Annotated in this window: 21 protein-coding genes and 1 tRNA gene; 4 read left to right on the plus strand and 18 right to left on the minus strand. The window is 61.6% G+C overall.

Annotated features, from left to right (window positions below; translation table 11 throughout):
• Positions 1-145 precede the first annotated feature (145 nt).
• Positions 146-1,189 (plus strand): hypothetical protein, encoded by a 1,044-nt coding sequence (locus JQ604_RS12040; protein WP_212357373.1) that lies wholly within the window; start codon positions 146-148, stop codon positions 1,187-1,189.
• A gap of 117 nt (positions 1,190-1,306) precedes the next feature.
• A complete protein-coding gene (locus JQ604_RS12045) occupies positions 1,307-2,749 on the plus strand; it encodes an MATE family efflux transporter (RefSeq protein ID WP_212357376.1) in 1,443 nt (480 codons plus the stop codon).
• 17 nt (positions 2,750-2,766) lie between these two features.
• Here JQ604_RS12045 and JQ604_RS12050 read toward each other — a convergent pair whose 3' ends face one another.
• The 4 genes from JQ604_RS12050 to JQ604_RS12065 form a co-directional block, all read right to left on the minus strand.
• Complete coding sequence (locus JQ604_RS12050; protein WP_212357379.1) at positions 2,767-3,183, minus strand: SRPBCC family protein; 417 nt, start codon at positions 3,181-3,183, stop codon at positions 2,767-2,769.
• A 140-nt stretch (positions 3,184-3,323) separates the two neighbouring features.
• Complete coding sequence (locus JQ604_RS12055; RefSeq protein WP_212357382.1) at positions 3,324-3,683, minus strand: VOC family protein; 360 nt, start codon at positions 3,681-3,683, stop codon at positions 3,324-3,326.
• A gap of 54 nt (positions 3,684-3,737) precedes the next feature.
• Positions 3,738-4,577: a helix-turn-helix domain-containing protein gene (locus JQ604_RS12060; protein ID WP_212357385.1), complete on the minus strand. Its 840-nt coding sequence runs from the start codon at positions 4,575-4,577 to the stop codon at positions 3,738-3,740.
• 9 nt (positions 4,578-4,586) lie between these two features.
• Positions 4,587-5,165, minus strand: a complete 579-nt coding sequence (locus JQ604_RS12065; protein WP_212357388.1) for a methylated-DNA--[protein]-cysteine S-methyltransferase — start codon at positions 5,163-5,165, stop codon at positions 4,587-4,589.
• A gap of 189 nt (positions 5,166-5,354) precedes the next feature.
• On the opposite strand from JQ604_RS12065, the gene JQ604_RS12070 reads away from it, so the two are divergent.
• Positions 5,355-5,428, plus strand: a tRNA-Gly gene (locus JQ604_RS12070).
• 67 nt (positions 5,429-5,495) lie between these two features.
• On the opposite strand, the gene JQ604_RS12075 is transcribed toward JQ604_RS12070, so the two are convergent.
• From JQ604_RS12075 to JQ604_RS12125, 11 genes are all read right to left on the minus strand, one after another.
• A complete protein-coding gene (locus JQ604_RS12075) occupies positions 5,496-5,795 on the minus strand; it encodes a hypothetical protein (protein ID WP_212357391.1) in 300 nt (99 codons plus the stop codon).
• 24 nt (positions 5,796-5,819) lie between these two features.
• Positions 5,820-6,833, minus strand: a complete 1,014-nt coding sequence (locus JQ604_RS12080; protein ID WP_212357394.1) for a site-specific integrase — start codon at positions 6,831-6,833, stop codon at positions 5,820-5,822.
• A gap of 222 nt (positions 6,834-7,055) precedes the next feature.
• Entirely contained in the window at positions 7,056-7,706 is a 651-nt protein-coding gene (locus JQ604_RS12085; RefSeq protein ID WP_212357397.1) for a hypothetical protein, read from the minus strand.
• A 614-nt stretch (positions 7,707-8,320) separates the two neighbouring features.
• Positions 8,321-9,169, minus strand: a complete 849-nt coding sequence (locus tag JQ604_RS12090; protein ID WP_212357400.1) for a hypothetical protein — start codon at positions 9,167-9,169, stop codon at positions 8,321-8,323.
• 731 nt (positions 9,170-9,900) lie between these two features.
• Complete coding sequence (locus JQ604_RS12095) at positions 9,901-10,185, minus strand: hypothetical protein (protein ID WP_212357403.1); 285 nt, start codon at positions 10,183-10,185, stop codon at positions 9,901-9,903.
• Between the two features lie 93 nt (positions 10,186-10,278).
• A complete protein-coding gene (locus JQ604_RS12100) occupies positions 10,279-10,584 on the minus strand; it encodes a hypothetical protein (protein ID WP_212357406.1) in 306 nt (101 codons plus the stop codon).
• Positions 10,585-10,599: 15 nt separating this feature from the next.
• Positions 10,600-12,744, minus strand: coding sequence for a hypothetical protein (locus tag JQ604_RS12105; protein ID WP_212357409.1), 2,145 nt, complete (start codon positions 12,742-12,744; stop codon positions 10,600-10,602).
• Positions 12,745-12,747: 3 nt separating this feature from the next.
• Positions 12,748-12,891, minus strand: a complete 144-nt coding sequence (locus tag JQ604_RS12110; RefSeq protein WP_212357412.1) for a hypothetical protein — start codon at positions 12,889-12,891, stop codon at positions 12,748-12,750.
• A gap of 8 nt (positions 12,892-12,899) precedes the next feature.
• Positions 12,900-13,211 (minus strand): hypothetical protein, encoded by a 312-nt coding sequence (locus JQ604_RS12115; protein WP_212357416.1) that lies wholly within the window; start codon positions 13,209-13,211, stop codon positions 12,900-12,902.
• Between the two features lie 83 nt (positions 13,212-13,294).
• Complete coding sequence (locus JQ604_RS12120; protein ID WP_212357419.1) at positions 13,295-14,362, minus strand: hypothetical protein; 1,068 nt, start codon at positions 14,360-14,362, stop codon at positions 13,295-13,297.
• On the minus strand, positions 14,359-15,024 hold the full coding sequence (locus JQ604_RS12125) for a hypothetical protein (RefSeq protein WP_212357421.1): 666 nt from the start codon (positions 15,022-15,024) through the stop codon (positions 14,359-14,361). Before JQ604_RS12125 ends, JQ604_RS12120 begins: the two co-directional genes overlap by 4 nt.
• 380 nt (positions 15,025-15,404) lie before the next feature.
• On the opposite strand from JQ604_RS12125, the gene JQ604_RS12130 reads away from it, so the two are divergent.
• Complete coding sequence (locus JQ604_RS12130; RefSeq protein WP_212357425.1) at positions 15,405-15,731, plus strand: hypothetical protein; 327 nt, start codon at positions 15,405-15,407, stop codon at positions 15,729-15,731.
• Here JQ604_RS12130 and JQ604_RS12135 read toward each other — a convergent pair.
• From JQ604_RS12135 to JQ604_RS12145, 3 genes are all read right to left on the minus strand, one after another.
• Positions 15,722-16,201 (minus strand): hypothetical protein, encoded by a 480-nt coding sequence (locus JQ604_RS12135; protein ID WP_212357428.1) that lies wholly within the window; start codon positions 16,199-16,201, stop codon positions 15,722-15,724. The genes JQ604_RS12130 and JQ604_RS12135 overlap by 10 nt on opposite strands.
• A gap of 1,178 nt (positions 16,202-17,379) precedes the next feature.
• A complete protein-coding gene (locus JQ604_RS12140; RefSeq protein ID WP_212357431.1) occupies positions 17,380-17,847 on the minus strand; it encodes a hypothetical protein in 468 nt (155 codons plus the stop codon).
• Positions 17,834-18,211 (minus strand): primase-like DNA-binding domain-containing protein, encoded by a 378-nt coding sequence (locus JQ604_RS12145; protein WP_212357434.1) that lies wholly within the window; start codon positions 18,209-18,211, stop codon positions 17,834-17,836. Before JQ604_RS12145 ends, JQ604_RS12140 begins: the two co-directional genes overlap by 14 nt.
• Positions 18,212-18,323: the final 112 nt, after the last annotated feature.

The raw sequence follows: 18,323 nt of genomic DNA on the forward strand, positions 1-18,323 counted from the left end.
CGATAATTTCGTTCTCTGGAATACTGGGGCGCCCGAACCATGTGCGCAATTGCGCACAGGTCGGGCGATGACACCTCATGTGTGTTTGATTGCGCAGCTCCATCGGCGATGACACACTCACGCTAAACAACAAGCGGGAGCGAGCATGACCGACGACGCACGCGAAGCCCAATGGCGCAAATGGCGCAGCGTCGCCGATCTCTATCACGCGTTTTTCACCGGCCTCATCCTCACCGTGGTAACGCGACGTGGCACCGCTGATGCCGCCGAGTTCGTCTTCCGCGTATTCCGCCGCCAGCAGCAGGAGCGCTTCTTGCCGGGCTTGAAGAAGCTCGGCCTCGATCATCTGCCGCCGGCGGTGGCGGCTGCGCAGTATCACTATCTCTCCAACTGGATCGGCGGCGTGCATGTCGAATACATGTACGAGACCGATCGCAAGGCCTGGATCCGCTATCCGCCGCCGCGCTGGATCTGGAAGGGGACCGCGATCTGCGGCGTGCCCGGCGAAGTCTCGCGCGCGATGCTGCGCGGCTGGCATGCGAACAACGGCGCAGCTCTCGGCGATCTCCGGCTCGGCTTCGTCTGCACCAAGCAGAGCGTCGACGGCCAGGACGGGCTCGAGGGCTATTACTGCGCGTACGATCATCCGCTCGAGCTCGGCCAGCGTCTCGTCTTCGCGCGTCATCTCGAAGCGCCGCGCTTCGATCCAAAAACTGCGCCCGCGTTGCCGGTCGATAGCTGGCCGAAGCCACGGCTGGAAAAAGCCTATCGCAACTACGCGATGGAATATGTGAAGACCGCGGCGCCCGTCATCGTGCAGGTGTTCGGTCCGGAGGACGCCAGCTATCTATTGCATCTCACCGGCAAGCTGATTGGCATGCAGTATTTCGATGAGGTCGCAGCCGCGCTCGGTGGCAGCCGCGGCGGCGCGAAGGAATTCGTCGATTTCCTGCGCATCCTGTTCGCATCGCAAGACGATGTCGCCGAGATCATCCAATCGGAAGGCCAGTTCGAAATCCGCCAGCAGGGCTGGAAGCTGATGGCCGATGTCGGCGATTATCACCCGGCCTGTGCGAGCGTGCTCACGGGCCTGTTCGAGGGGCTCGCGGCCGGCTACGGGCGGCATATTCCGGTGCATCTGCAGCCGAACCGGACGGCCAGCGCGTCGTTTGTCTGGTCGATCGGCTAACGGTTCACCCGCAATCGCGCAGGCCCCCCTTGCGTCCCGCGCACGTGGAATCGGCCATCGCCGTGTTAGGGAACCTCTACGGCGCGGCCGATCAAAACCATGCGCCGGGGAGCTGAAATGTCCGACATCGGCCTCGCCGAAATACCTGTCGACGAAGACGAACGCCCGCTGCCGCCGCCAGTCACAAAACCGGCGCGCAACGCGCTGCTCGACGGGCCGATCTTGCGCACGCTGCTGTGGCTGGCCTGGCCGAACGTGCTCGCGCTGTCAGCCGGCACCTGCGTCGTCATCGCGGAGACTTCCTATATCGGCCGCCTTGGCGTGGAATCGCTGGCGGCGATGGCGCTGGTGTTTCCTACCGTGATCCTGACCATGACGATGTCGGGCGGCGCGATGGGTGGCGGCGTGGCGTCTTCGATCGCGCGTGCGCTCGGTGCTGGCGATATCGAACGCGCCTCGACACTCGCGGCGCATGCGCTGCTGATCGGCGTGAAATTTGGCGTCGTGTTCATGCTGGGCATGGAGATATTCGGCCCGCGCCTGCTTGAGCTGCTCGGCGGCCGCGGCAATGTGCTGGCGCAGGCGATCGCCTATTCGCAGATATTTTTCGGCGGCGCCGTGCTGCCCTGGCTGATGAACACCATGGCCGGCGTGCTGCGCGGCACCGGCAACATGAAGCTGCCCTCGACCATGATCCTGTCGTCGGCGGTCTGGCAGATCATCCTGGGCGGCACGCTCGGTCTCGGCCTCGGCCCGGTCCCGCAGTTCGGCATGCGCGGCGTCGCGGCCGGTTCGCTGATCGCCTATTCGATCAGCATCACCGTGATGGGCTGGTATCTGTTCTCCGGCCGCGCCCGCGTGAAGCCGAAGCTCAGGGGCTTGCGCATCCAGTGGGCGATGTTCATCGACATCCTCAAGGTCGGCGCGGTGTCCTGCCTGTCGCCGCTGCAGTCGGTTCTGACGATCTCGATCTTCACCCACATGCTGGCGCAGTTCGGCACGGCAATCCTCGCCGGCTACGGCATCGGTGCGCGGCTCGAATTCATGCTGACGTCGGTGTCGTTCGCGGTCGGCATCGCCTCGGTGCCGATGGTCGGCATGGCGGTTGGCGCCGAACGGATTGCGCGTGCCCGCCGCATCGCCTGGACCGCCGGCGTGGTGTGCTTCGTCACGCTGGGTGTGATCGGCACCCTCATCGCGATCTTCCCGGACCTGTGGGTCAATCTCTTCACGACGGACGCGGACGTGCGGCTCGCGAGCCATCAATATCTCTCGACCGCGGCGCCGATGTACGCGTTCATTGGCCTTGCGATGTCGATGTATTTCTCCTCGCAGGGCGCGGCCAAGGTGCTCGGCCCGGTGCTGGCGCAGACCGCGCGGCTGATCTTCATCGCTTGTGGCAGCTGGTGGCTGTCGACCCATGAGGCGACCGCGCAGAACTTCTTCGCGCTCGCGGCCGCCTCGATGGGGGTGCTCGGCCTGCTCTCCTGCACCAGCGTGGTCTTGACCCGCTGGGGCAAGCCAGCGTCGATCGGAAAGGTGCAGCCGGCGCTGTCGTGATCAGCGCCGACAGAAGTTCACGCTGCGGTCTTCGCCTTCGCCGATGTCGCAAGCGTTGTCTGCATTGCCGCAGCGCCGAGATCCATCTGCGCATCCATATAGGGCGCGATCTCGTTCGGCAGCACGTCGGCGATCCATGCGACGCGGCAGCGGTTGTCGCCTTCCGCAAACACCTGCACTGAGGCTGAATGCTGCTTCAGCCGCTCGCTGGTGATGGCATAGACCAGCCGCTGCCGTGCATCGTCGCAATCGACCAGCGTCTCCCGCGCCACGGTACCGTTGCCGAAGGTGACGATGCGGACATCGCCGTCGAGCCTGGTGTCGGTGACGAAGCTCGGTACCAGCCGCGTATGCAGCGCGCCGAAATCGCGCAGCGCGTCCCAGACGTGATCGGCGGGGGCATCGATCGGAATGGATTTGTGAATGGAAGCCATGGATTGATTCCTTATGGGAGAGTGAGATTGTGTAGGGTGGGCAAAGCGCAGCGTGCCCACCCTCACGAGCACGACACTTGATGGTGGGCACGGCGCGAAGGCGCGCCTTTGCCCACCCTACGGTTCGCGTCGTGCGGCCGTTAGGTGCTCACCGCCTCGACGTTGTTGCCGTCGGGGTCGATCAGGAACGCGGCGTAGTAGGTCGGGCTGTAATCCCTGCGGTGGCCGGCCTCGCCGTTGTCCTTGCCGCCGGCCTTCAGGCCCTCACTGTGGAATTTTTCGATCGCGTCATGGCTCGGCGCGCGGAAGGCGACGTGCGCGCCGGTCGCGGCCTTGCCCTTGTGCAGATGCAGCCAGAGCGCGGGCTCGCCCTTCGGGCCGAAGCCCGCGCCATTGTCGTCACGCGAGCAGAGGACAAAGCCGAGCGGTGCGAGTGCTGCGGTGTAGAAGCGCACGCTGGCGTCGAGATCGGCGACGCGCAATCCGATGTGGTCGTACATTGATGTCTCCAGGTCAGAAGCGCGTCGATGACGCGCGGCCTGGAGCGAATCTAGCTATTGCAGGGCGAAGCGTTCTTGGAAAATCTTGCGCTTCCCCCGCGACGCCTGGCGGAACTTGAGCGGTGAAGCGCCGGCGGCGCGATGAAAGCTGCGCACGAAATTCGAGAGGTCGTTGAAGCCGACATCATAGGCGATGTCGGTGATCGGGCTGTCATCATCCGCAAGCCGCCGCGCCGCGTGCCGCAGCCGCGAGCGCACGAGATATTGATGCGGCGTCACATCAAGCACCGCCGAGAACAGCCGCAGGAAATGGAACGTGCTGAGGCCGGCCTGGGCCGCGGCATCATCGAGATCGATATCGCGATGGGAATTGGCGTCGATCCACAGTGCGGCCTCCACCGCCCGGCGACGATCGCGCAAGCCGGCGTTGAGCGGCTTTGCCTTGCGGTCGGACACCGCCTCGACAAAGCGGCTGGCGAAGAGATGCCCGACCTCGTCGAGCCCGACGTCGCTGTTGCCGGCTGCCGCCGTCTGTGCGAGCTCGCCGACCACCATCAGCTCCGGCAGCGGCGGCACCGAGCCGACCTGCCAGACCGCGCGGTGATCGCCGATCGTCTCCACCAGCTCGGGTGTCAGGAAAAACGACAGGCATTCATCGCCGGCGACATGGTCGTGGGTGCAGACATATTCGTCGCCGGGATGGCCGACCAGGATCGAGCCGGCCACCAGCTCATGGAAGCGGCCGCGGCAGTGGCAGCCAAAGCTGCCCTTGCGCACATAGGACACCGAATGACAGGCATATTGCTCGGCAAATGGCTTGTCGCCGGGCTCCGCGGTGCAGCGAAACTCGGAGACGGACATGCTATCGCGCTGCAGCAGCGTCGTGCGGATCATCGCGCTGATTTAGGGATGCGGCCGCACCGGCGCAACCGGCAGCAGCACGTCGAACAGCGTCCTGCTCGCGGTCGCATGGGCGCCCTCGATCGACAGCAGCCGCCGCCTGGAGATCACGCCGCCATGCGGCGAGATCCTGTCGGCATAGTTGCCGGCTTCGAGCACGCGATGGCAGGGCACGATGATCATGAAGGGATTGCGCCCGATCGCCTGCGCCACCGAGTAGACCGCCCCGGAAGCCCGCAAGCTGCCGGCGACCTCCTCATAGGTCCGGGTCTCGCCGCGCGGAATGGTTCGGGCAAACTGGTAGACGTGCTGGTTGAAGGCCGGGATGCCGGTCATATCCAGTGTCACGCCGGAGAGGTCGAAATCCCCGCCACGCAGGATCGCGGCGATGCCTTCAATCGCCACCTCGATCTCCTCGTGCGGGCGCATCTCCCGCGCATCGGGATAGAGCTGGAACAGGTGCTTCCGGGTTTCGAGCTCGCGCGCCTCGGGCAGTTGCACGCCGACGACACCAAGCGCGCCCCATGCGATCCCGCATCGGCCGATTGCCGTGTCGAAAATGGTGTACCCACGCCCCGCCATGACGCCACCAGTCCCCGCCAGGGATCATAGCACCGCCACATTCCGGCGCATCCGGAATCCTTGCCAATCGGTTAAAGGCGGAACGGGCCGGAGGTGGCTTGGCGGATGCCGCGCGCTCAGGTATGCATGCTCTCGCATGATCCGGAAAAGTGGATGCCGGATTTCCGATCAGATCATGCGCAAAGGTGCGCGGGCGTAGTTCAATGGTAGAACGGCAGCTTCCCAAGCTGCATACGAGGGTTCGATTCCCTTCGCCCGCTCCAAGACTTAGCTGAATTTGACGATAAAGTTTTGTCGGCGGTTTTGCTGGATTTGTTCATTCTCTGACCCTCAGAGCATCTTGGAAGAGAGTCCGGTCACACCTGGCGGCCGGTCATAGAATTCGCGGATAGAGTCAGCCATAAACAACAGGCGCTCCAGTGCCGCCGCCGAGGCCGCGGCGGTCGTTCCGTCAAGAAAATCGTCGCAAGCTGTTACAAGCGCGTCGATCTCGCTCCCGTATCCGAGCGGCGATCCGCGATACTCCGAACTCACCTGCCGCAAGTTCAGCACGGCCTTGCGCCGTTTCAGGTCAGATCGTGCGCTTCTAATCTCCGCGACGAAATCGAAGCACACATCGCTAAGTGCCATTCCGAATTCCTCCGCTCGCCACGTTCATTCTCTGACCTCGAGCTTTTTGATTCGAGCTTTGATCGCGGCCGAGCGGCCGACGTAGCGGCGGATGATCTTCTCGACCGACTCTTCCTCCCAGGCGAGTGTCTCGGCGATCTCGCGCATGCTGAAGCCTGCGATGTAGAACTTCGTCGCGGCCGTTCCCCGCAAATCATTGAAGTGAAGATCGAGCTCCGACATGCCGGCGTCGATCTTCGCTTTGTTGAACGAGCTCCCGAAGCCGTCGGCCGTCCAGGGGCGCCGCTTGCTGCTGGTCAGGATTGTGGTCGCTCGCTTTGGAATGCGCGCCAGGACGTCGCGCAGCGCGCCGTAGAGGGGAATGATCGCCTCGCGGCGATGCCGGCTCTTGCCGGTCGTGAGCACGATTGCGTCATCGCCGACGTGCGACCAGGACAAGCGGAGCAAATCGCTGAGCCGGAGGCCTGTGTGGCCGGCGAGATCGATCGCATGAGCGATCTCGATCGAGCAAGTTTTCTTGACCTGCGCCACGTCCGAGTCCGTCCAGATGATCTCCGAGCGATCATTGTTATAAAGGTGTTTGATGCCTTCACAGGGATTGCCGGCGATCTTTCCAAGCTCAACTGCGTGAGCGCAGACGCGCGACAGCACCTGCAGCGCATAGTCGGCGGTGCGCGGCGTTTCCGCCCATTGGCCGCGCCAGCGGCGTATCACTGGCCGGATCTTCTCAGGCCGATCGAATTGAGCAGTGCGAAGCTCGCCGAAATACTCCGCAACGCGGTCTAGCCATTTGCCCCACTGATCGCGCGTGGACTGGGCCAGCTTTTTGTAATCCCGGCTCGACTTGTAATCGGCGACGACAAAGCGGAAACGGTTACGATCGGGCGCGCGGTGCTGCTCGAGGGCCTCATTGTATGAGGCCACGAATTCCGGGGAGCCAGGTGCTCCGCGAAGAGGCGGCCCGCCGCGCCAGGCGTAGTAGTACGCCTTGCCCTTCGCCGTAACCTTCGCGATGCCCTTAAGCTCAACCTTGACCACGACGTGCCTCGAACTCGGCCAGCTCTCGATCCAAATCGTCAGGTGGGGAAGAAGGCCCTTCGCCGGCGAAGGTGACGACGATTTTGCCTGACTTGTCGATCTCAGCTCGCTGCACAGTGAAGCCAGCTGCGCGTGCACCACGCAGTGCGCGGGTCAGATCTTGCTGTTTGAATGTGCAAGCGCAGCGAGCCATGGGATGCTACCACCGAAAAATCTGTTCGATCATTTGGGCGACCCATGCTTGCGCCCGCCCGAAAGGGGTTTCCTCCGTGAGGCAATGTCGCCCGCGTCTTCGACTTCATCAAGGGCGCGCAGCTGCGCAAGCGCACCGTTCACAATCTCACCCATCGGAAACACGATGACTGGCTCGGCGTGGATGCCTTTTCTGGCGAGGGTCTCGCGGCGACCTTCATCGATCGAATGTCGAGGGCCTCTGCGGTCGGATGGGATGTTGATCTCGGTGAGCTTGTCGATGCTGATCTGAGTCGCGGGACGTGTGCGGGGGCCAAGTAGGCCAATAGGCACCTCCTTGCCGGCTTCGACCGCATCGAGCAGCTCATTCATCACGCTCAAGCGAAGGAAGATGTGCATATCCCAATCCACATTCCTTCCGCCGGCGAGAACTTTCGCGACCGATTCAGCGATGGACCGCGATATGTTCAGTGGAATGCCGAGGTCTGCCATGCGACTCATAATCGCCAGCTCCACGACGCCAACCGCTGAATACAACCGCTTGCCCTGGCGACCAGGATTCGGATCGACGACCGAGAGCAGTTTGCGATCGTTCCAGTTCTGCAAAGCTTTCGCCTTCAGACCCGGCACTATTTTCAGGACCTGCGCCTGAGAGAATTTGGGCTTGACCAAGGTTGTCATCGAACGAACCTCGCATAAGGTTCGCTCGAAGTCAATAATCGAACCTCATCTAAGGTTCGTTCGGCGGCCTGCCCTGCCTTCCGCCTCCGCGCAAACGAGCCGCCGAACAAAACCCTCGCGCGTCGAGCCCCTCAAGGATGGGCTTAAATGGACGTGGAAGCGGCCCGCGCCGCCGCCGCAGCCAAATGCCGCCGAGCGCGCGCAACAGCATCATTTCCGCTCCTTAGGGCCTCCAGCTCCCGCTCGAGTCGGTCGAGGATCGGGGCATACACCGGGCCATGCAGGACTATGACCTCCGATACCAATGCGATCGCGTCGAGCAGGCGTTCTTCAGTGATCTCGCCGTTAAAAGTCGCAGGCAAATTTCATCTCTCGTCGATTTTTGCGCTTCACGAAACATCCCCGGGGGCGACGCCTCGGCTTTCACGGCCGCGCGTCCCACGGCTTAGATTTCCCATCCTCGGCCCCAAGGAGCGAGTTTCCAGGACTCCGCTGGGAATGAGCCTGTGGTAACGCCGGCTTCCGTTGGGGCCGAGACCATGGCCACCAAAAAATGCGCCCCCGCCGCGCCGCCGGCGGCGAGGGCGCCGTTTTTGCCCCAAGCTCCCAGAAGGCTACACAAGCTCCCGGGCTGAGCCTGCCACTGCCGCGGGGCTGGCGCCTCCCGGAGGGCGATAGTGCTCGCCGTCCCATGACCCAGAGTGATCGCGGCTTCCGATCAAGTCCCCGACCAGGCTATAGATAAACTTCGAATCCATTGCGTCGCCCAGCTGGTCCAGGGCATCGCCTTGCCAGCACACCGTAAACAGCACCATTGCCTTGGCGCGAAGGCCTACCAACGTCGTCGCGGGCACCTCGAGCATTTCTTCCTGCAGAGCCGAAAACTGATCGTAGAGCTCCTGCTCCCTGTCTATGAGGCCCGGCAGGCCCAAGTCTCGCTGCAGCTCGTCTTTTGCGTGCTCCCAGCGATGGAGAGCAGCGATCAGCTGGTCGGCGCGCGGCTGCATCTTGGTATCTGGAACGTGCTTCCAAAGATGTGCGCACTCTGGGGCCCGCTCACCGCTCTCGGCATTCGTCCTATGGTTTTCAGCGCGTTGCCACTCATCGTCGGTGCCGACGAATTCCCATCGCATCAGCGGATTGTCGCGCAATGCCTCGATTGCCGCAGCGGAACACCAAACGCGACCGCGTCGCTCAGGGGCATCATCATCGGTGTGCTCGATCTCGTAACCAACGGGATCCCCGACGCGCCAGGCAAGCTCGGCAGGACGTTGTGGCTCCCGCTGCTCGTACACACTCCACACGGAGCGTTGTTCCTCGAGCGCCGACTCATAGAGTGGATAGATCTCGGCGACGCGCGCCGCGAGTTCGACGAGTCGCCGATCCGCGTCCGGCAGATGATCTGGCGAATGCGCGATCGAAGGTGAGGCGATCGCGGCGGGCAACGCAACTGTACGCAACATCATAACTCTCCTGGTTACGCCCGACACGGACTGCGCGGGCGCGCGATCATCGCCCCGCGATACGACGTTCTCTTGATGTGTCATGGATGGGCTCTCGATTAAGGCTTTCTACGGCCGTTGCCGGTGGCGGACCGGCAGCCGGGAGGTAGAAACCAGCCGAGAAGACTGGCGGCGGCGCTTTTAAGGTTGCCCTCTGGACATGGCGCAGCCCTCCCGGCCATAATGGCCAGGTCAGGCGCACGCCAATGCGCCGCACAGTTCAGCCGCGTTCCTCCCGACGCCAATCGGGCGGCATGCTGACCAGGCATGAAGCGGCTATATTCTCGGTCCGGGTTTCTACGCCCACGGACAGATTCTCTGATTTGCAGCCGATTGCCAAGCCCTCCGGGGCGGCTTTCGTGCGTCTGGTTGCGCCCTTAACACCATCCCGCAAGACACGCGAATCGGGCCCTAAAGAGCCGCCGACCGGCGGCCTGACGGGCGCGCACAGCGCGCGCGGAAGTGTGCTATCCACACCACGTCATGACAGAGAGCGCCAAAACTAGGTTCAACGCGATCGGCTTCATCGCCGGGGCCATGTTTGGCTTTTGGTTTGAAGGGATCGGCGGCGCATTGGTATGTTCCGTCGTTGGCGTCTTTGTGACGGTTGCGATTGCGGGGTGGATCGCGCCAAACGCTTAGATCGTCTCGGAGTTTCCACCATGCCATTAGGTGCACGTCAGATCGAAGCTCTAAGACGACTTACGCTGATGCGTGACGGCTCGATGTCGGCATTCGATTTTCTCGGTCTGATGGACCGCGCAGACGACAGCGCGCGGTCGCTGCTTGACCAAGGCTACATCGTCGGGAGCCTGGCTACGCGCGGCCGGGTCGCCATCACAGAAGCCGGTCGCGACGTACTCGACCCAAAGAGAAGGCGGCCGGGTGACTTGTTGTAATATTCTTGATGCAGGCGGGATCAGGAAGATGAGAGACAGGTCTTTCGCTAAATCAGCGATCGTGTATTTGATGATCATCGCTGCCGGCGGCCTTGTGGTCCTGCTCTGGAAAGCCCTTTGGATGGGCCTTCGAACTATCGCGCTCGGCTGAAATCTGAGTGAGTTGTTCGATCACGCGCGACGGAGAGGCTGCGGATCGCCGCCGCGTGCCGCACGCTCGATTCGATCCATCAATTGCTGAGCGTGCTCGTCGGCATGCAGTAGCACCATTTCGAGCTTCTCCCTGCCAACCGCGCTCGCGCGGCCAGGATTGACAGCAAATGCCTCGCGCAACGTGCTGATCAGCATGTCGCGATCGTCCGCATCGAAGAGGCGCAGAGCGCTCGCCACCACGGACGCGAATATCGTCTCCGCAGCAATAAGCTGGGCCGAAAGCACCGTCACGCGCCTTTCGAGATCATCGTCGGTCGTCGTCATCGGGGGAGCCTTTCCTCAGTACAGATCCGCCGTCGGCGGCGTAAATCGTGGCGACGCGATAAGAGGAGAGACAGCATCAGGTGAGGAGTGACCGAGCCCTCCTGGACCATTGCCATTTGTCATCTGGATGTGTCCCGTCAGCTTCACAACGGATCGTTCTAGATTCCCGATGCGCGCTTTGATCCAGTCGGACACGTCAAGCTCGATCTTATGCGTGACCGTGGCCTCACCCTCGACGGTACCCTCGCCAGTAACACGGATCGCATCCGGGAGGCCTGCCAGGGCGTCGGTGACATCCGTGTGCTTGCGAACACCGGTGCCGAATGTCGTCGAATCGTTCAACTCCGGCGCCGGAAAAGTCGGCGGCCCGGGCCGCTTGGCTGTGCCGAGGCGAACGCTTCCCAGATTGAAGTAATCCGACCAAGGCGTTTTGGCCGGGACGTAGGACGTAGCCGCGGCGCCCGCGGGCGCCCACTGCAGCGGCTCCGCACCCGAGGCCGGCCATTGATCGAGGCGTTTGGTCGCATCAATCTTTCTGGCGCCGCCCAGTCGTGCAGCTCCCGTGGAATCGAAGATGCTCTTGATGGCATTTTTGACCGGGTCCGAAATTTTCCGATCGAAATCCGCTACCGAGCTGATCACGCCGGCGATCGCTTTCGCGTCGCGCACCTCGTTCTTCGGCAGCAAATCGGTGACGGAGGGCAGGATCTTCGACCAATCTTTGTTGCTGATCGCGTCATTGATGTTGACGATCGCAGACGTCAGCTTGTTGAGGCCCGCCGCAGCGGCATCCATGACAGGCGCTTGCGCAGCAAGATTGCGCATCTGCGCCTGGACGCCCTCGAGAGCAACGAACGGATCTCGCTTGGCTAGTTCCGAGGCTGCCCCGGGGCCAGGAGATTTCTCATATTGAACGGCTTTTCCTTCGTACTGCTGCCGCTGCGTCATCAGCTTGGACAAGACATCGCGCGCGCTGCTATTGGAATAAGCGCTCTGAAGGAACGTGTTCACGTCCTCGGCCTTATCCGGATCAAGTCCGGCCCGCTTCATCGAGGCCGTGACATTCTTCCAGGCCCAATAGTCGGGATCGTGCATCATCTCGCTGCGATCAACGAACTTGCCGCTGCTGTCCCGAAGGCCATATTTTTCGCCGTACTCTTTGGCCTGCTTTGTCGCCTGGACTTCCTGCTGCTGCATCATCGAGAGTGCATTGCCGGCCTTCTCGTCGCCGAGGTCCCGCGCCAGGCCGGCGCCTGTCGTCATCAGGAAGCGGTTGGAAATCGTTGCGCCGGCGGCCTTGAGGCGCCGCGCCATCGCCAGGACGCCGCCCATGTCCATGTCGGCGCCTTCAACGGCCATCGCCTTGACAAAGCCGCCATACAGATCCTTCACCTCTTTCGCGTCGACGTTCTTGCCCAGCACGTCGAGTGCGGCAAAGAACTTGCGGCTTTCCTCGATTGCCTTGTCCTTGCCCTTCAAGCTTTGCAGAACGACGAAGCCCTTGGCCACGGTGTCGGCCATCTCGACGGCCAGATCCATGCTACGCGATGACATCGCCAGATCGCGCAAGCTCTGATGCATCGTCGACGCATCGACTGACGGATACCTTCCGGAACTTTGCCGCGCACTCTCACCGAGCCGCTTGCTGTCGGTCTCGGGCAGGCCCGCAAGATAATCTCGCGCTCCCTCGCGCTGCGATACTGCATTGGCCTCGACCGCGGCTCTGCCGCCCTGGTAGGCCAGATATCCCGGCACAAACGCGCCGACAGCTTTCGCCAGCCGGCCGGCGCCGCCGCCCGCAAAGAATTTCTTGTGGGCCTTGTCGGCCTCTTCCGCGCCGCTCTTGATCTCGCGCCAACGCTGGACGATCTCGCCCTGCTTCTCGCCGATCGCCCGGGTATAGTGATCCATCTTGATCGGCGCCGACCTGAGCGCGTCGTGGAAGCGAGAGAACTCCTTACGGACGCCCTGCAACTCCTTTTCGCTCAGCTTGAGGCGTCGAAGCTCCTCGAACATGTTGCCCGTGAAGCTCGGCGCCTTGATGCCCTCGAAAGACTTGGCAACCTTTTCGACGCCCTTGATCTTCGCAGCGATCTGCTCGAAGACATTTTTTGTCGCGTCACGCGCGCTGATGATGGCTTGGGCTTCAATGCGTTTCATGGTCTATCGCCTCCCTGGTCCCGTCGTCGGCTTTCGCTTGGCGCGAGCTGCGCGCTGCTTCAGACGATCGAACCAATAGTCGATCGCGGAGATGCTTAGCTCCTCCGCTTCGACCATGCCGATCAAGCGCTGGTCGAGCACCAGCATCTCGACAATCAGCTCGAACTCTCCGCCCGAGCGATCACGAAAAAACTCGTTACGGCATCCTTCAACTTCAGGGCGTCGCCGAGCGACACCTGCTCGAGAAGCAGGGGATCTTTCGGCTCAATCATCAGCCGCTCGATGTACCCTTTGAACAAGTCGTCTTTGTCGGCATGGTAGACCATGCCGCCCGCACCGTGCGCAAAGGCGACCGGTTCACCCAGGTGCATGATGTCGCCGAACTTCGGCTCGCGCAGGGTGATCGCATTGATCGTGCCGGCGGGGCCTTCGATCGGTTTGGTCAGGTTGATGGTGACATTGGGCATCGCTTCGCTTCCTTTTCTGTCATGGACCGTTCGATCCGGGCTTAATGTCAGCGCTATCTGGATCAGAACGCGCAGTTGAGGTCTTAAAGGCCTGATGCGAGCTGCTTGTGGAGGAGCTGAGACACCTTGCTCTTGGGGCCAGGCAAGCCGCTCGCCAGGCCGAGCACAGCCCGCGGATCGGCATCGGCCCGACGTACGACATGGAAGCCCGCAGCCTGGACAAACGTTTCTTCTTCGCGTTCCGCTTCGAGAAGATCGGCAAATAGGGTACGGAATTGCTCGCGGCGCTGCGCCTCCGTCAGCGCCTGGCCGTCATCGGCCACCTCATCGATGCGCCGCTCTGCAAACTCTATCAACCGGTCCTTCATGAGCCACGCGATCAGACCAAGCGCGTCGGGTACTTGCACGTCCGGATCGCGAGGGAGGCGGATGGTATGTGCCGGCCAGTCGATCTCCTGGTCGATGTGCTCGATCATCGCGTCGAATCCCGGAAGCCCTCGCTGCGCGAGATCTTCGATTTGTCGCCGTACCTTTTCCTTCACGGCAGCGGCGTGATAGGGCGCTGCGTCAACGCGCCTGATCTCGGCGAGCAGCTCTCGGATGCGCCGCCGGCGATTTTCGATCAGATCGGAAGTTACGTCGCGGGGCTTGTCTGGCTTCCTCCGGGTGTGCTCCTCGATCGCGAGGGCGACGGGCAGCTCTGCAAGCCATGAGGCGACGGAGCGTTGGAAGGTGCTAATCGCTTGGAGCCGCGCACCATAGAGTTGCTGCCGCTCGTCAAGCTGGCGCCGCTCGTCCTTCAGCGCCGCGATCTTCTTCTCAATTCCCTTGATCCTGCTTTCGGGCGGCGGCGACGTCTCCGCGACTTTCCCTCCGCGAAGCTGCGGAGCGTGCCCGGCGGCCTGCTTTTCCGCGCTGTCGATATAGTTGAATTCCATTGCCCTGAGCGCGCCGATGGTATCCGAACGTCCAGGGCCTCCCGCATCCACAAGCTGGCTTTCCTGCCCACGAATTTGCATGCTGATCTCAGGGAAACGGATTGCGATATCCCGCACCAACGTCGCGACTTCGTCACGCTCGCGTTCTAGCTCCCGCAGCTTGGCCCTTGCAGGCTCCGGCAAGCGGTTCAATAGCTCCGGTGAAATTGTCATTGGTCGGAATCTCCTTCATGGTCGGCAGCAGCTGGTGAGGCTGGCACGTTTCGAAACACCTGATTGTTCGCGCGGGCCTTCGAAGCCTCGACCATTTCTTTCATCGACTGGGAAATGGCTTCGCGTTGGCCTCTGACGATCTGCTTGAGTGCTTGATGCAAGCCGTGCCAGCCGTCCCGAGCGGCAATGCCGGTGAGATCTTCCGCATGGCCCGGAAGCGACTCAAGAACATCGAGTATCCGGCGCCCCGTCTCCTCTGCGACTTCATCGATGTCATGGGTCGGGACCAAATTGCCCCGAGCTTGCTCTAGCTCGATCCATTTGAGGTCAGCGGCATAAGCCTTCTCGCGAGCTTGCTCGTCGCGAAACCGCGTGTCGCCCCCGCGGGCGCCCCGTGATGAAGCGCCCGCATTCGCTGTCGACGCTCCCGCCTCGCGTGCCGCGTTGCCAACTTGGCCGATCAGAGTGTCGTACTGAGCCAAGTTGATGAGCTTTGCGTTGCCCTTGCCTGGTCGCACCATGAGGCGACCGCCCGCGATCAGGGGCGCAGCGCGCGCCGAAATAGCCTGCTTCGAAACGCCCTTCCGGGCAGCTATTTCCGAGACGCTCAGCCAAAGGCCGTCATCGGGAAGTGTGTCAAGGGGCGCGGGCGTCAAGGTCAATCGCGTCAACCCATAAAAAAACGGTCTTCAACTGGCGGACCCCCGGGCCCGCCTCGGGTCGCGGTGGAGGGGGTGCTGGGAAGGACCCGCGCTCCGGAATCGGCGATGAGTCGCAGTGAAGGTTTGGTGAGAGGGGCGCGGTCCACGCGAAAGTAGTAGGGCTCATCGTAACAGGTCGTTGCCAGTTCAAGTGCTTGAGCGAGAAGCTCTTGCACGCGAGCAAGATCAAACCATGGGTTAACGACGCAGCTCTCTGACTCGTCGAGCGAAAGGACAATGTTCCCTCGCTTGTTCTCTATGCCTAGCACTAGCGGTATAGAAATTCGGTAGCCCCGTCCCACAAGCCGATCGACGGCTGCACTCAAACCATCAATTCGATCATGCATTTCCAACAACCCTTTATTCGTAGCGCGCAGCCGCTAGGGCGCCCGCTGAAGCATTCGATCAATCGCTGCATCGAGACCGGCGGCAGGCTTCGCGGCCTGAGAGGATGGGTAGTCGGAACGATCGTCGGGAACAGCTTCCTGATGACGCACGATCAGACGATCTACGGCAGCGTCCAAGCCACTTGCAGCAGCTGGCGAAACGATCTCTACTTGCGGAGGCTGTCGCTGGGCGAGCAGGCGATCGATCGCGGCATCGAGGCCTTCGACGGTGCCGTAAAATGCGGGTGCAGCGGAATTACCAACTCCATTCGTCACGATTGACCTCCTACAGGTTTGATGCCTCGTTGCGCCAGCGTACGGTCGACGGCCGCATTGAGCCCATGCGATGGCTGGTTTGCATCGAAGCCGCCACGCGGATCTTCACCGACGAATTCAATCTTCGGGTCCGGCACGTTGCCATCGAGCCTGGAGCGGCGTGGTGTGACCGTCTTCGCTGACATGCGAAGCGTGGCGATTGCGGTATCGGCTGGTAGATCGGTATCGAAAGCGAGATGGTGCGCCAGCTCGTCGCGACCCGCTGCCTCCGCGTGAGTGAGAATTGCCTTGAGACGGGTGCGAGCGCTCTTGATCGCTTCCGACCGGATCGTTTGAACGGCTGCAGCTGCGTCGGCCTCGCCGAGTGCGAAAGCAATCGAGCGAGCTTTCTCGAGTTCAGCGGTCGTGACAGCGGATACATCGGCAGTGATGCCCGCCATTTCCATCACCCGCGCAACTGCTGACATTGCCGACATCAAAGCCGCCTCTCGTTCGAACCGCACGTTGGGACGAGGCGGCGTCCGATCTGCGGAGGGAGACTGTCTGGATATCCCCCGCTCAACGAGCGCCGCCCCGTCGGACGCATCTCTCAACCAGGGAAAAAGATGCGGGGCCCTTGTTCGCTGTTCCAAGGCCCATCCGGAGCAGGAGGGGATTCGTTGAGCACTCAAAACCCCCACTCAGTGCTCAACGCTGGAATTTTTTTGATGGCGGGAGGAACGGGAGGAGGCGGGAGCTGAAATTTGATCGGGCCTTAAGCTCCCGAACGCAATCTGCTCAATGGCTTGCAAAGCAAAATGGGAGGAATGGGAGGATAAAATCTCGTACGTGTGTATGAGAGAAATCGCCAACCGTTTGATCAGCCGTCGCGCGCGCACGCGCATACGCGTACACGAGGATTCTTCCTCCCATTTTTGATTTAAGCTCCCAAAGCGTTTTCGTTCAGTGAGTTAGCGGAACGGCATAGCTCCCAGCCAGCTCCCACTTTCCTCCCAACGTAGCTCCCAAAACGCTGAAATGGTCCATCGAGAACCATTTCTGAGAAAAAGCGGTGCAGGTTTGTGACCGCTTTTTTGAGCTTCGATGCATCGAGTGCGAACTGAAGCTGATTTGCCAAGCAGTCGACAGACCCGCTCAGTGCTCAAAATCCTTAGCGCGATAGTTTACGAGGGTTTTGCGATAGTTTTGGAGAGGGTTTGGATTTCAGGAAATCCATCTGCATCAATCCTTTAAGCAAAGAACGCGAGGGTAGAGAGGGTTTTCCCTATACGCGCATACAAAAAATTGCGCAGAAAAACTGTACGAAATCCGAACAGTTGCTTGGGCGAGCACAATGGCCGCCTCCCTCTCTCTTCACATGCGTATAGGCGCGCGAAACCCTCGTACCCTCGCAGCACCTCGCCTAAGTGCATGTTGCAATTGAAGGAGTTCGCTCGCGATAGTTTTAGAAAACTATCGCCAGACTCTCGCGACCCTCGGTTGCCGAAAAGCAACAACGCGCCGCGCGCCGCGATCAGATGGTCAGTTGCAATGATGACGACGTGATTCGCTTGGCACCCGAAAGCGCCGCTCGTTGCTCGAATCGCAAAATAACTTCGAGGGTTTGCGCATGATCGCGATCGATAGCCTGACGGGGGGTACGGGGGACGAATGCCTAACGGCGCGCGCCGTTGTTGGTGAGGATGGCCTGAATGCGCCGTTGCTTGATCGCCAATGGATGGGCCCGCAGAATGGACCACAGCGCCGCGTAGAGGCTGCCGGCCTCGTGAGGGCACTCCTCGTCAGAGGCATGGCGCGGCCATATGGCGCTCTCGTATCGCGCCAGGCTGGCCGCAAGTGCCCTTGCGGAGCTGCCGCCTTCCCGAGAGAAAAACCGCTGGACCGTCTCGCAGACGAGCGTGTTGCGACGATCGATCTGGTCGATCGTCTCAGAGGTTCTGCTATGGGCTGATCGCAAACCTAAATGCTTCGCGAAATCACCACCGTCCACAGCTGCGCACTCGACCGCATGCGCCAGGCGTTCGCACGGGGGGTGAAGCGAGCGTAGCGCGGCGAGGCCTCGCCGGATCTCGTGCTGCAACGACTCGTCAGAGCCAGGCGCTGTCTTGTCAGCGAGTGCCATGGGCGAGGTTCTGACCTGAAACGGTCAACTCAATTCCAACCCACCACACGACGTTCGAAACGTGCTTTTTAAAGCCGCGTCTTTCCATCTCCATGGTCAAGCGCTTGTTTGTCAACGTGGAGACGCGATGATTCTCGTTGCACCACCGGTCGAACGCGAGGTGAAGAACGGAAGATTGCACGCGGCCGCTGTGGGATTCGGCAATGCAGGCTTCAAGGAATTGCGTCAGCGAATCGTTTGTGGATGATGGGAGCTTGCTACCGCCGCCTTCGCGGCGAGGGGGCGCGGGGGAGCAAACTGCTGGACTGAAGATCTCATCGAGGAACGCTTTGCGCGCGCCCACGCCGGCCGACTGCCAGGCCATGCGCAACAGTCCGACTTGAGCTTGCGCCTTTGCGGTAAGCTTGGCGCGATCGCGGGGTGTCTTCGTCGTGCCACCCCCTTGAAGGTTTTGCTTTCCGCCTATAACCCTTTGA

It is taken from the genome of Bradyrhizobium jicamae (assembly GCF_018130695.1).
Lineage (GTDB): Bacteria > Pseudomonadota > Alphaproteobacteria > Rhizobiales > Xanthobacteraceae > Bradyrhizobium > Bradyrhizobium jicamae_B.